This is a genomic window from Rahnella sp. CG8 (assembly GCF_023701875.1).
Taxonomy (GTDB): domain Bacteria; phylum Pseudomonadota; class Gammaproteobacteria; order Enterobacterales; family Enterobacteriaceae; genus Rahnella; species Rahnella aceris.
Genome location: NZ_JABAED010000006.1, coordinates 50,971 through 63,518 on the forward strand (window position 1 = coordinate 50,971; position 12,548 = coordinate 63,518).

General features: G+C 54.0%; 10 protein-coding genes. 5 read left to right on the top strand and 5 right to left on the bottom strand.

All coding sequences use genetic code 11. The annotated features are described in order from the left end of the window. Positions 1 to 4: 4 nt before the first annotated feature. Both HGO41_RS07580 and HGO41_RS07585 read left to right on the top strand, forming a co-directional pair. The gene (locus HGO41_RS07580) at positions 5 to 820 is read left to right on the top strand and encodes an ABC transporter permease (RefSeq protein WP_013575204.1); all 816 of its coding nucleotides are present in this window, start codon (positions 5 to 7) and stop codon (positions 818 to 820) included. A 26-nt stretch (positions 821 to 846) separates the two neighbouring features. Continuing rightward, positions 847 to 2,247, top strand: a complete 1,401-nt coding sequence (locus HGO41_RS07585; RefSeq protein ID WP_223509391.1) for an FAD-binding oxidoreductase — start codon at positions 847 to 849, stop codon at positions 2,245 to 2,247. A gap of 60 nt (positions 2,248 to 2,307) precedes the next feature. Here the strand turns inward: HGO41_RS07585 and katG are convergent, their stop codons facing one another. From katG to HGO41_RS07600, 3 genes are all read right to left on the bottom strand, one after another. Further along, the gene (gene katG / locus HGO41_RS07590; protein ID WP_240966957.1) at positions 2,308 to 4,518 is read right to left on the bottom strand and encodes a catalase/peroxidase HPI; all 2,211 of its coding nucleotides are present in this window, start codon (positions 4,516 to 4,518) and stop codon (positions 2,308 to 2,310) included. A 262-nt stretch (positions 4,519 to 4,780) separates the two neighbouring features. Next, positions 4,781 to 5,806, bottom strand: a complete 1,026-nt coding sequence (locus tag HGO41_RS07595) for an LLM class flavin-dependent oxidoreductase (protein WP_013575201.1) — start codon at positions 5,804 to 5,806, stop codon at positions 4,781 to 4,783. A gap of 224 nt (positions 5,807 to 6,030) precedes the next feature. After that, positions 6,031 to 6,816, bottom strand: coding sequence for an AraC family transcriptional regulator (locus HGO41_RS07600; RefSeq protein ID WP_013575200.1), 786 nt, complete (start codon positions 6,814 to 6,816; stop codon positions 6,031 to 6,033). A gap of 125 nt (positions 6,817 to 6,941) precedes the next feature. On the opposite strand from HGO41_RS07600, the gene HGO41_RS07605 reads away from it, so the two are divergent. The 3 genes from HGO41_RS07605 to HGO41_RS07615 are packed head-to-tail and all read left to right on the top strand — an operon-like array spanning position 6,942 to position 10,088. Beyond that, positions 6,942 to 8,969: an FUSC family protein gene (locus tag HGO41_RS07605; RefSeq protein WP_250980958.1), complete on the top strand. Its 2,028-nt coding sequence runs from the start codon at positions 6,942 to 6,944 to the stop codon at positions 8,967 to 8,969. After that, the gene (locus tag HGO41_RS07610; protein ID WP_013575198.1) at positions 8,959 to 9,174 is read left to right on the top strand and encodes a DUF1656 domain-containing protein; all 216 of its coding nucleotides are present in this window, start codon (positions 8,959 to 8,961) and stop codon (positions 9,172 to 9,174) included. Before HGO41_RS07605 ends, HGO41_RS07610 begins: the two co-directional genes overlap by 11 nt. After that, the gene (locus HGO41_RS07615; RefSeq protein WP_250980931.1) at positions 9,171 to 10,088 is read left to right on the top strand and encodes an HlyD family secretion protein; all 918 of its coding nucleotides are present in this window, start codon (positions 9,171 to 9,173) and stop codon (positions 10,086 to 10,088) included. Before HGO41_RS07610 ends, HGO41_RS07615 begins: the two co-directional genes overlap by 4 nt. Before the next feature lie 79 nt (positions 10,089 to 10,167). On the opposite strand, the gene HGO41_RS07620 is transcribed toward HGO41_RS07615, so the two are convergent. Together HGO41_RS07620 and HGO41_RS07625 are read right to left on the bottom strand one after the other, a co-directional pair. Then, positions 10,168 to 11,550, bottom strand: a complete 1,383-nt coding sequence (locus HGO41_RS07620; protein ID WP_250980932.1) for a DHA2 family efflux MFS transporter permease subunit — start codon at positions 11,548 to 11,550, stop codon at positions 10,168 to 10,170. A gap of 28 nt (positions 11,551 to 11,578) precedes the next feature. After that, positions 11,579 to 12,502, bottom strand: coding sequence for an aminoglycoside phosphotransferase family protein (locus tag HGO41_RS07625; protein WP_223509396.1), 924 nt, complete (start codon positions 12,500 to 12,502; stop codon positions 11,579 to 11,581). Between the last annotated feature and the right edge of the window lie 46 nt (positions 12,503 to 12,548).

A 12,548-nucleotide genomic window follows, 5' to 3' on the forward strand; every position in this document is an offset into this window, starting at 1 on the left:
CGCTATGCAAACTCAAAAATCCTCTCCGTGGATCAATAACCAAACCTTTCGCAAGGTGCTGTATCCGGCTGTGGTCGCGATTGTGGTGGTTTTGCTGTGGCAGGGCTGGGTGAGTTATTTCAAAATCCCCCAGTTTCTGGTGCCTTCGCCGGTAGTGATGCTGGAAAGCCTGTGGACCAACTTCGGTACGCTGACCATGTCACTGCTGTTTACGCTGAAAATCACTTTGATCTCGTTTTTACTCTCCATCGTCATCGGTTCGGTCGTGGCTTTCGTGCTGGTGCAGAACCGCTTTGTTGAAACCGCGTTGTTCCCGTACATCGTGTTTTTACAAGTGACCCCGATTGTCGCCATCGCGCCGCTGATCATCATCTGGGTCAAAGACACCACGTTGTCGCTGGTGGTGTGTTCGACGCTGATGGCGGTGTTCCCGATCATTTCTAACACCACGCAGGGGTTGCGCAGTGTCTCGCCCGGCCTGCTGAGTTATTTCCAGCTCAGCCGCGCCAGCCGTCTGCAAATCCTGATCCGCTTACGCATCCCTTCTGCGCTGCCGTATTTTTTCGGCGCGCTGCGCATTTCCAGTGGCCTGTCGCTGATTGGTGCCGTGGTGGCTGAATTCGTGGCGGGCACCGGCGGCAATAACACCGGTCTGGCCTACCAGATATTGCAGGCGGGCTATCAGCTCGACATCCCGCTGATGTTTGCCGCCCTGCTGTTAATTTCACTCACCGGTATCGCGCTGTTTGGTGTGATGTCGTGGATTTCGAGGCGCGCCCTGAGCGCCTGGCATGAAAGCGAAGCCGTGCAATCTCATTAACCTCATTCATTTTTGGCAGGAAGAATATGGACAGCGAACAACGTCAACAGGCGCTCGCCCTGATTCAGCAGGCGCTGCCTGATCTCGACTGGACTTTACAGGCGCCGAAGGTTAAACGCCTTTCCCGTGATTTTCACTGGTTCAGCCCGGTGCTCAAGCGGCAACTGGAAGACAAACAGGCCGATGCTGTGGTCAGGCCGCGCAGCGAAGAAGAGCTGATTTTGCTGGTGAAAGCCTGCGTTCAGCACCAGTTACCGCTGATTTTGCGCGGCGGCGCGACCGGCAACTACGGCCAACTGGTGCCGCTGGAAGGCGGAATTCTGGTGGACATGACCGGGTTTAATCAGGTTTGCGAACTGGGCAACGGCGTGGTGCGGGCACAGGCGGGGATCCGGCTGGCGGAGATTGAAACCCTGACCCGTCCGGCAGGCTGGGAACTGCGCTGCATGCCCTCCACTTACCGGCTCGCCAGCCTGGGTGGCCTTTACGGCGGCGGCTTTGGCGGTATCGGCTCGATCAACTACGGCCCGCTCGGCGCGCCGGGCAATGTGCTCAGCGTAAAAGTCATGACCATGGAAGCCGAACCGCGCATTCTGCATGTGCCCGCCCCGCAGGCATTGCTGCTGCATCACGCGTATGGCAGCAACGGCATTGTGCTTGAGGTTGAACTGGCGCTGGCACCGGTTCATCAGTGGATTGAACGGCTGGACGTGTTCGACGACTTCACCGACGCACTGGATTATGCCAACGCCGTTGCCCGTTCACCGGGGCTGGTCAAACGCCAGCTCGCGCTGTTTGCCGCGCCGATCCCGTCTTATTTCAGTCATCTGAACGGGCATTATCAGGCCAGCCAGCATGCGGTGATCAGCGTGATTGCGCAGGAAAGCGAAGGTTTCTGCGCCCATCTGCTGGAAAAGTACCACGGGCACAGCGCAGTGCGTCAGTCTGCCGACGCGGCGCGTGAGGCTAATGCGTCGCTGATGGAATATTGCTGGAACCACACCACGCTGCACGCGCTGAAAATTGACAGCACCCTGACCTATTTACAGACGGCGTTTAATTATACGAATTATCGCCAGCAGATCATCGATATGGCGGCTTTGTTCGGCGACGAGGTGATTTCGCATATTGAGTTCCTGCGTGACAATGACGGCAATATCACCGCCAGCGGTTTACAACTTGTGCGTTATTCCACCGAAGAAAGACTGAACGAAATAATGAAAATCTTCCGTGATAATGACGTGAAAATAAATAACCCGCATGTTTATCGCATTGAAGAGGGTAAACAGGGAGAAATTAAACCTGACGTCGTTTCGGTTAAAAAGTGTCTTGATCCCGACGGGTTACTTAACCCCGGCAAGCTCAGGGGCTGGGAGGTACGCGACACCCTGGAATTAGATAACAATCCTCTTTTATTGCGTGACTGAAAAAAAAGCCCGCTTAATAAAATTTAAGCGGGCTTTTGGCTTTCAAACGATCAGTTCAGATCAAAGCTCGAATCTGTCCAGATTCATCACTTTAGTCCAGGCGGCGACAAAGTCTTTCACGAACTTCTCTTTGGCGTCACTGCTGGCGTAAACCTCCGCGTTGGCACGTAATATGGCATTCGAGCCAAACACCAGATCGGCACGCGTGGCGGCGAATCTGACTTCTCCGCTGACGCGATCACGACCTTCAAAACGCTCACCGGAGCCATCAACAGGTTTCCATTCGGTACGCATATCCAGCAGATTCGCGAAGAAATCCGTGTTCAGCTCACCGGTTTTTTCCGAGAACACGCCCAGATTACTGCCGTCGTAGTTAGCCCCCAGCGCACGTAATCCGCCGACCAGCACCGTTAATTCCGGCACGGTCAGGGTCAGTTGCTGAGCCTTGTCGATCAGAAGATTTTCAGTCGATGTATTGGCCGTTTCGCCACGGTAGTTACGGAAACCATCCGCTTTAGGCTTAAGCAGTTCGAACGACTCAATATCCGTCTGATCCTGACGCGCATCCACCCGACCCGGCGTGAAAGGCACGTCGATGTCGATATGAGCCGCTTTCGCCGCCTTTTCAATACCAACCGAACCGGCTAAAACGATCACATCCGCCAGAGACACCTTCTGGAATGACTGCTGGATAGCTTCCAGAGCAGGCAGTGCGCGGGCTGCAATGGCATTCACTTCCCAGTCTCTTTGCGGACGCAGCGCCAGACGCGCACCGTTCGCACCGCCGCGTTTGTCGCCGCCACGGAAGGTCGACGCTGACGCCCACGCCACCGAGACCAGTTCACTGACGCTCAGGCCGGAAGCGGCAATTTTTTCTTTAAGCTGCGCGATATCGCCAGCCGTCGGGTGATACACCGGCACCGGCAACGGATCCTGCCAGATTAAGTCTTCCTTTGGCACTTCCGGTCCGATGTAACGGGCTTTCGGCCCCATATCGCGGTGGGTCAGTTTGTACCATGCACGGGCAAAAGCTTCGTTGAAGGCCTGCGGATCACCGTGGAAACGACGGGAAATTTTCTCGAATTCCGGATCAAAACGCAGCGTCAGATCGGTCACCAGCATGGTCGGTTTGCGTTTTTTTGAGGTATCGAACGGATCAGGAATAATGTCCGGCGCATCAGCGGCTTCGAACTGAATCGCCCCTGCCGGGCTGCGGGTCTGCACCCACTCGTATTTGAACAGGTTCTCGAAGAAGTAATTGCTCCACTGCGTCGGGGTTTGCGACCAGATCACTTCCAGGCCGGAGGTGATGGCATCCGCGCCGACACCGGTTCCGTGACTGCTTTTCCAGCCCAGGCCTTGTGATTCAATCGGTGCGGTTTCCGGGTCAACACCCACATTATCGGCCGGACCTGCGCCGTGTGTTTTACCCAGCGTGTGACCACCGGCAATCAACGCGACGATCTCTTCATCATTCATGCCCATATTACCGAACGTGGCACGAATGGCCGGCGCAGCCGACGCCGGATCACCACTGTGATTCGGCCCTTCCGGGTTGACGTAAATCAGCCCCATTTCAGTCGCGCCCAGCGGCGATTTGGCCAGCTCTTCAGGATGGCGGTGTTCCAGCCAGGTGGTTTCATCACCCCAGTTAATGTCCAGATCCGGTTCCCAGACGTCTTCACGCCCGGCACCAAAACCAAAGGTGCGGAAACCGGAGTTTTCCAGCGCGACGTTCCCCGCCAGAATATACAGATCGGCCCAGGAAATTTTCTGACCGTATTTTTGTTTCACCGGCCACAACAGACGGCGCGCTTTATCCAGACTGACGTTGTCCGGCCAGGAGTTTAACGGGGCGAAGCGCTGCTGGCCGCGACCGGAACCACCGCGTCCGTCGACGGAGCGATACGTCCCGGCGCTGTGCCATGCCAGACGAATGAACAGACCGATGTAGCTGCCCCAGTCCGCCGGCCACCAGGGCTGCGACGCAGTGAGCACCCCTTTGAGGTCGGCTTTCAGTGCGGAGTAATCTAATTTGGCAAATTCTTTACGATAATCAAAGGATTCGCCCAACGGGTTTGAGCGATTTGAGTGCTGATTCAGCAGGTCAACCCTGAGCTGGTTAGGCCACCAGTCACGGTTAGTTGTCCCGCCGCCAGAGGCTTTATTTGAGTTTCCTTCATGGAAAGGACATTTACCGGCACCGGCTTCTCTGTCTGCTTCAACAATTGGCTTTGCGTCGTTTGCTTCTTCATCAATAGAACTGCTCATGCTCACACTCCTGTTATGTAGTCTCATTGCTACTCTATACGCGGATTGAAACCAGTCACATCTGAATCACCCTATGTATTTGATAGATTTTGCCTTAGGACTTATACGCGCTTTTTGCGGGTTTTATCACCAAAATGCCACCCGCTCTGATTATAGAATAGCCCCTGACTGACAGAGGTTTCTCTGTCAGCGTCTCAAAATGCAAAAAGCCCGCCTGAGTTTCCTCATGCAGGCTTTGGGTTTCTGAAACTTTCTTCAGCGATTATTCACGCCAGCCCATTTCAGGGGCGACATATTTGAGAATTGACTCAATCACATGCACGTTATAATCGACGCCGAGCTGATTCGGAACGGTCAGCAATAAGGTGTCGGCTTCGGCGATCGCTTCATCCTGCTTCAGCAATTTGATCAATCTGTCCGGTGTCGCCGCATAGCTGCGGCCGAAAATCGCCCGGGTTTTCTCATCGAGGAAGCCGACTTTGTCGCCATCATCGCCGCTGCCGCCAAAATACGCGCGGTCGCGGTCATCCATCAGGGCGAAAATACTGCGGCTGACGGACACACGCGGTGTACGCTCATGCCCCGCCTCAGCCCAGGCCTGACGGTAAGCGCGAATTTGCTGCGCCTGCTGAATATGGAACGCCTCGCCGGTTTCATCATCTTTCAGCGTGGAGCTTTGCAGGTTCATGCCCAGTTTCGCCGCCCAGACGGCGGTAGCATTCGAGCCCGCGCCCCACCAGATACGTTCACGCAGCCCGGCAGAATAGGGTTCAGGGCGTAACAAACCCGGCGGATTCGCAAACATCGGTTGCGGATTAGGTTTCGCAAAACCTTCGCCGCGCAGGACATCAAGCAGTTTCTCTGTATGACGGCGCGCCATATCGGCTTCCGTTTCGCCTTCTTCCGGCTGATAACCAAAATAGCGCCAGCCGTCGATGACCTGCTCAGGCGAACCACGGCTGATACCGAGCTGTAAACGCCCCCCGGAAATCAGATCCGCAGCGCTGGCGCTTTCCGCCATATACAACGGATTTTCATAGCGCATATCGATAACGCCGGTACCGATCTCAATCTTGCGGGTTTTCGCGCCGATGGCTGCCAGCAACGGGAAAGGCGACGCAAGCTGGCGCGCAAAATGATGCACCCGAAAATAAGCGCCATCGGCCCCCAGTTCTTCGGCTGCGACAGCCAGATCGATAGATTGCAATAAGGCATCAGCCGCCGAGCGCGTGCCCGACTGGGGGGATGGCGTCCAGTGCCCGAATGATAAAAATCCAATCTTTTTCATAGCGTCTTCATCCTCATAATCCGTAAACCGGTGCCCTGTCTCTGTCATGCGGAACAGGGCTTAGTGATGGGTTTACTTTACGCGACTCAGGATGAGAATAAATATCATTTGTTTAACATACTGATTCAGTTTATTTGATTAACAACAGGGGATTTTTGCGGGTTCTGGCAGCAGATGCCTCGCCACGGCGCATTGAAGGTCATCGTCCGCGGGCCGTATCAGGCTTATTTTCTTTCACTAAAATAGAGCGCAGGCGTGCAGCCGACAGACTTCTTAAACATGGTGATGAAAGCATTGACTGACTCATAGCCTAATTCATTCGCCACATTTTGTACGGACTGGCCGCTGGCAAGCCCCCGTAGCGCAATAATTAAATGAAGTTGCTGACGCCAGCGTCCGAATGAAAGCCCTGTTTCGCGCACCATAAGTCGTGCAAGGGAACGTTCACTTAATGCCAGGCGTTTTGCCCACTCACGCAATGTACTGCGGTCTTGCGGATGGCTGACCAGCGCATCGGCCATCTCACGTATTTTGGGATTTTCTGAGACCGGCAAATTAAAATTCTGCTGCGGCATATTCACCAGTTCATCAAGCGTGACCCGTGCCAGCCGTGCCGCATGGCTGTCCGGCGGGTAATGCGCATCTTCCCCGACCAGACGACTAATCAGTTCGCGAATAAGGGGAGAAACAGCAAATGTGCAGCATTGTTCTGGTAGTGCGGCGGCTCCCGGCTCAACAAATAAATAGCTGAGATGCGCATTCCAGGTGGCTCTCGCACTATGGGGAGTTCCTCCGGGGATCCATACGCCGCAGTGAGGCGGCACAATCCATATGTCATTCTCAGCCCGACAGGTTACCGCACCATACAGGGCAAGGATGAACTGTCCCTTTCGATGGGTGTGAACGGGGACTTCCGCTTCGTACTCGGTGAAATCAATGTGGCGCGCCACAGCCGCACAGCCGGTGGAGTCGGGATCAAAAAGTGAAATAACGTCGCGGGAAAGCGTCATATTGGCCGGATTCAGGTATTTTTTGGCAGTATAGAGTATTTCCACCCCTGAGTAATCTGGCAATAATTGCCGGTATGCGCAAATGACTCTTTTGCCACCACCGCTTGCCAGGGGCCATTACTCTCATGTTCAACTCTTTACGCAGGGCATTCCCCTCCTCCTTGCTTCTTAACGATGCGAATGCGTTGTTATATTCAGCCAAGACGTTTACCGCTGCCATGCTGGCCTATTACATCGCTTTGTCTGTCGGTCTGGACAGGCCTTCCTGGTCAATTATTACTGTCTATATCGTTTCGCAGACGTCCGTCGGTGCCTCACTGAGCCGAAGCGTTTATCGCCTGACGGGCACGATAACAGGCGCGGCGATGACGGTGGTGATTGTGCCCAATTTTGTCAACACACCGATAATTTGCAGTCTGGTACTGACCGGCTGGATAACACTTTGCCTTTATTTTTCGCAGCTTGACCGTACCCCCCGCGCCTATGCTTTTGTTCTGGCGGGCTACACGGCAAGTCTTATTGGTTTTCCTGCGGTGTTCGAACCCGGCGCAATTTTTGACATCGCCATCACCCGGGTACAGGAGATCATGATCGGGATCCTGTGTGCCAGCTTTATCCACCGCTATGTCATACCCAAACGCATTACGGGTCTTTTCAACAGCAAGCTCGCGGTAACACAGCGTGATGCCCGCCGGATGGTGATTGACACGTTAAAAAGAGAAGCCGGCGAGAAAGAAAAGCAGCTTCAGCTTGCGCTGACGTTACAGTCCCTTGACGGGTTTGGTCATCATCTGCCCTATGACTTCGCGATATCAAAATCATCACGTAAAGCACGTCAGTTAATACATGACAGATTGTCGCGGCTCTTGGTTGTGAGTAACCAGTTACATGATTATCTGCACGAATTAAACCTCTTACCGGACAGCATTGCGACGCTGGTCAGTGAGGTCACAGACTGGCTCGCCTGTGAGGATTCAACCGCGCGTAAGGCCGGTGCTGAAAGGCTGCGGCGACGTTGTGTGGCGTTGCGACACCGGTCATCCGCTGACGAATTAAATTTTAAAGAAGCGCTGCGCGTTAATTTTGTCAAACGGCTGGAAGAGACAATCATGCTTTTGCAGCAATGCGAACAGCTTTCTCATGCCCTCCTTTTGGCCAAACCTGAGCATATGATTGATGGAGCCGAAGAGGCAAAAGGTTACGTTTATCACCGGGATCATTTTACGGCTGCGCGTGCTGCGCTGGGGGCGTTTGCCATCATCTTCAGTGGCTGTCTGCTGTGGATTTACTCCGCGTGGCCCGATGGCGCCACAGCGGTATCGATTCTCGGCGTCTGCTGCACATTATTTGGCAGTTTCGACACGCCGGTTCCTCATATCGTTAAATATATTGCAGGCTCCGTCTATGGCGTGATTATCAGCCTGATTTATAGCTTCATCCTTCTTCCCCAGGTGACCGAATTTAGTGTGCTGGTTGCGGTACTTGCGCCTGCTTATTTGCTGGCCGGATCTCTGCAGGCCAGACCGCCCACCACGTTCATGGCTATGGGCATCACGCTGACACTGCCCATCTTGTCTGAATTAGGGGCACGCTACAGTGGTGACTTTGCCACTGCCATCAACACGGCGGTCGCGTTATTTGCCGCAACCGGCTATGCCGTGGTCAGTATGGGTTTATTACAGACCGTACAGGCGGATTCTGCTATCCGTCGTCTGCTGCACCGATGTCGCCGTGACATCAGATATCGCGCAAAGGGTCTCTCATCCATGAATGATGTGGCCTGGGTGAATCTGATGATAGATCGAACTGCCCTGATCCTGCCCCGGCTCCCGCGCAGTAACCAGACGGCGGACTCGGTGCTAAATAGCCTGCTGCATTATTTAAATATTGGACTTGCAGTGACTTATTTAAAACGCTCACTGAATAAGCTGGAGGGAGAAACCGCATTACAGGTAAATACACTTCTCAACCTGCTGGCCCGCGGTGCGCAGCCCGGTGAATTACAGAAACGTATTAGCCTGATACTCGCCATTAACCCGCCGGTTTCACATCAACAACCGCACGCTCTTATTGAGCATATTATTGATCTGCACTGTGCGTTAAAAAACTGTGCATTAAAAGAGAGGGATAAGGAACAGTCACATGATTACTGACATTAATATCGGTGGCGTCTTTTTGCCTGGCTTATTAGTCATGGCTTTGATGGCATTTTCCGGCACGATTTTAATCACACCCTTTTTATCTTTTAGCAGATTCTATCGGCGTTTACCCTGCCGGCCGCTCATTGATTTCACGACTTTTATTATTATCTTTGCCTTGTTAATGCAGGGGCTGGACGCGTCAGGATTATCAGTATGAAACCATTTTTTTCGCTGTTAGGCCGCTATATATTTACACTAAGCGCCGTCATGGTGGCAGCCATTATTGCCTTCATGCTGTGGAAACATTATGCACAGACGCCCTGGACGCGTGACGGTCGGGTACGGGCAGATGTGGTGCAAATCACGCCAGATGTTTCCGGGCCGGTAAACCGCGTTGCCGTGATGGATAACCAATGGGTTAATCGCGGAGATATTCTTTATTCAATCGATCCGCAATGGTTGAAACTGGCGGTACTCAGCGCTCAGGCTGAGGTTGACGCGAAGCGAAATGAAATGCAAATGCGTCAGGATGCTGCCAGACGTCGCAGTCAGATTAGCGGGGTAATCTCTAAAGAAGATATACAAAATACCAGCAGTGCGGCGGGCGTTGCGGCGGCGGAATATCAGGGGGCGCTGGCAGCGCTGGAACTGGCAAAACTCAATCTTTCCCGCGCGACAATTCATTCTCCGGCAGACGGCTATGTCACGCATCTGAGACTGCGTCCCGGCGATTATGCCAACGCGGGGGAGACAAAAGTTGCCATTATTGATGCCAGCAGTTTCTGGGTAGTGGGTTATTTTGAGGAAACGAAAATGCAGCGTATTCATGTCGGTAGCACGGCAAAAATCGTGCTGATGGGATATGCACCTGCGCTGACAGGCCACGTAGAAAGCATTGGTCGCGGGATAGATGATAGCAATGACGCACCCGGTAGCCAGGGCCTGCCGGATGTAGAGTCCACGTTTAGCTGGGTGCGACTCGCTCAGCGTATTCCGGTACGCATCCATATTGATCATCTGCCCAACGGGGTCGAATTAGTGGCGGGCATGACTGCCAGCATCGCCATTAACGCGTCAAAGAGCGCGGACACTAAAGCAGGGTATGCGGATTTTTTGTCATCTGAACGGTGAATGCCTGAATAACCCATCCGTCAGAAAAGCCGCCGCAGGATGGCATTTATCCTGCGGCGGGCATAACGCATAACCTCTGTTACCGGTGCAGGCGCAGCATACTTGAGACAGAAGATAGCGCAGAGATAAGACAGGCCAGCCCGAAGACATAGACGGCGAACTGTGCCCCCGCCTGCCCCGTCAGTCCGTTCAACAGTGCAATAACCATCGCGACCAGCGCCGCACCAATGGATTGCCCTGCTGTCCTGGCGGTTGACAATACCCCCGAGGCCGTGACCGTTCGGTTCGGTGCCACATTCGAGAACATCTCTTTATTATTCGGCGGCAGGAACAGTCCATAGCCAATCCCGCAAACCGCCACGCGCCAGAGAAAATCATTCACCGTCGCCGCTTGCGGCAACAGAGCCAGAGATCCTAAACCCAGAGAGAAAATCACCACGCCGGCTGTCGATATCTGGGTAGGATTTAAACGATTGGACAGCCTGCCCGCCACCGGAGCGCAGATTGCAACGGCAACCGGCCACGGTGTAAAGATGAACGCCGATTCCAGCACCGAATAGTGATAGGCATGCTGCAGTACAAAGGGTAACCCCACCAGCGCCATCCCCTGTGCCACAAACATTGAGACAGAGGAGATCACCGCAAAGGTATACCGCCTTGAACGGAATATATCGAGCGGCAACAACGGGCTTTTTGAGCGCGTCTGCACGCTGACAAAGATGGCCAGCAGCAGCACCGAGGCGACGCCGCAAAGCATGAGTATGCGGCTATCCCAGCGCCCGATCTGATCCACAGCGATGACCATCAGCCCTAAAGCGACGGCTGAGGTCACCGCACCTCCCCAGTCGAAGCCTTTTTCCTTCTCAGTATCGACGCCCAGGGAGATCAGGGAGAAGACAATGGCAAGTGCACCCAGCGGGAGATTGATGTAGAACAACCATGGCCAGTCCAGATAAGAGATGATCAGGCCGCCTAACGCCGGGCCGATGGCCGTCCCCACCGCAAAAGCCAGCGCGTTCAGCCCTAAAATGGTGCCCAACGTATGCGGCGGAAAGATAACCCTGTACAGACCCAGCCCGACGCTGATCATGACCGCATAGCTCACCCCCTGAAGTATACGCATGGCAACCAGCATGCCGAAGCTCGGGGAGAGGCTACAGCCCAGCGATGCCAGCGTAAACAGCACCATGCCCGCGGTGTAGAAGCGCCGCTCCCCTATCCTCGAACCCAGCGATGCACAGATCAACATCGTTGCAGCGCTGGCAACCTGATAGGCGTTGGTCACCCAGATGACAGAGGCAGAATCTACCCGTAAAGCCTCCGCAATAGAGGGCAAGGATATATTGACGATGGAACTGTCCAGCGCCGCCATAACCACGCCAATCAAAATGGCGGCAGCCGCCAGATAGCGCCTTGGCGCCTCAAATCCTTGTTCTAAGGGACTACTGCTTACCAGCGACATATCCTTATCATCCTATATTGAATTGAAATTACGCACAGAGGCTTTCAGCCTCAGCAACCGGTCCTTCGAGGTAGGCCAGCAGGCCCAGCATCAGCACTTCTTCCGGGCTGGCAACAACGGGAGAGCGCGGCGCTTTCCAGGGCTGTTTACTGCCGTTGATGCGGATACTCCTCAGGAAACAGTAGGTGGTGAGGACATAGAACCGGTTGCGCATACTTTCCCCCATCAGCGGCAGCAGGCCGGAAATACCGCCTAACTCAGGGATCTCGCTAAGAATGCTGCCGTAGTCCGGTTTCGCCAGCACGAACATCAGTGCATCCGCCATCGGGACCATTTTGACTGCATCCTTTACCTCTGCCGCAAGCTCATGCCAGAACGAAAAAGCAAACCGCGAGAAGCCGAAAAGCGGATCCAGCCCGCGTACGGAAAAGTCAGGGTCAATGAAACGTGTCTGAGCATGCTCCTCGTTATAGAGCACATTGCCGAAGTGAAAATTGAAATGGGCTTTTTCTACCGATCTGAACTCTTCAGTCCGGGCCAGCTCCAGCGCTCTTTCATAGACTTCCCGGGCCGTGGTACTGAAACGCACCCCGTTAAGCAGAATAGGTTTATCAAACAGCTCATGAGCGAAGCGCGTGCCTTCCCACTCTTCCTGTAATCTGGCGGGCATCTCGTGGGTTATTGCCGACGAGGTTTCTGATTCCAGGCTGATCGCTTTCTGTACATTTTCCAGTGCGTTTCTGACGATCATCCTGCGCTCAGCCAGTGACCGTTGTTCGTCAAAGACGATCCTGGACAGCGGAAGGGAATCCATCTTCTCGAGAATATAAAATTGCCGCCCGGCTGCCAGCCCGTCGTGCAAGACCGGCACCATCAGTTCCGGATAAATATCGTGCAATGCCCGGATCTGATCGACTTCGGCTTTCAGTTTGCCATTGAACATTTCGGACATGGCCGTCTTCACAACGAAGCCTGAACTCAAAAAATCTACAGTATGT

Excerpts from the sequence above, each read along its gene's own strand:
- HGO41_RS07580 (WP_013575204.1), top strand. The coding sequence starts at position 5 with ATGCAAACTCAAAAATCCTCTCCGTGGATCAATAACCAAACCTTTCGC.
- HGO41_RS07585 (WP_223509391.1), top strand. The coding sequence starts at position 847 with ATGGACAGCGAACAACGTCAACAGGCGCTCGCCCTGATTCAGCAGGCG.
- katG (WP_240966957.1), bottom strand. The coding sequence starts at position 4,518 with ATGAGCAGTTCTATTGATGAAGAAGCAAACGACGCAAAGCCAATTGTT.
- HGO41_RS07595 (WP_013575201.1), bottom strand. The coding sequence starts at position 5,806 with ATGAAAAAGATTGGATTTTTATCATTCGGGCACTGGACGCCATCCCCC.
- HGO41_RS07600 (WP_013575200.1), bottom strand. The coding sequence starts at position 6,816 with ATGACGCTTTCCCGCGACGTTATTTCACTTTTTGATCCCGACTCCACC.
- HGO41_RS07605 (WP_250980958.1), top strand. The coding sequence starts at position 6,942 with ATGTTCAACTCTTTACGCAGGGCATTCCCCTCCTCCTTGCTTCTTAAC.
- HGO41_RS07610 (WP_013575198.1), top strand. The coding sequence starts at position 8,959 with ATGATTACTGACATTAATATCGGTGGCGTCTTTTTGCCTGGCTTATTA.
- HGO41_RS07615 (WP_250980931.1), top strand. The coding sequence starts at position 9,171 with ATGAAACCATTTTTTTCGCTGTTAGGCCGCTATATATTTACACTAAGC.
- HGO41_RS07620 (WP_250980932.1), bottom strand. The coding sequence starts at position 11,550 with ATGTCGCTGGTAAGCAGTAGTCCCTTAGAACAAGGATTTGAGGCGCCA.
- HGO41_RS07625 (WP_223509396.1), bottom strand. The coding sequence starts at position 12,502 with ATGTCCGAAATGTTCAATGGCAAACTGAAAGCCGAAGTCGATCAGATC.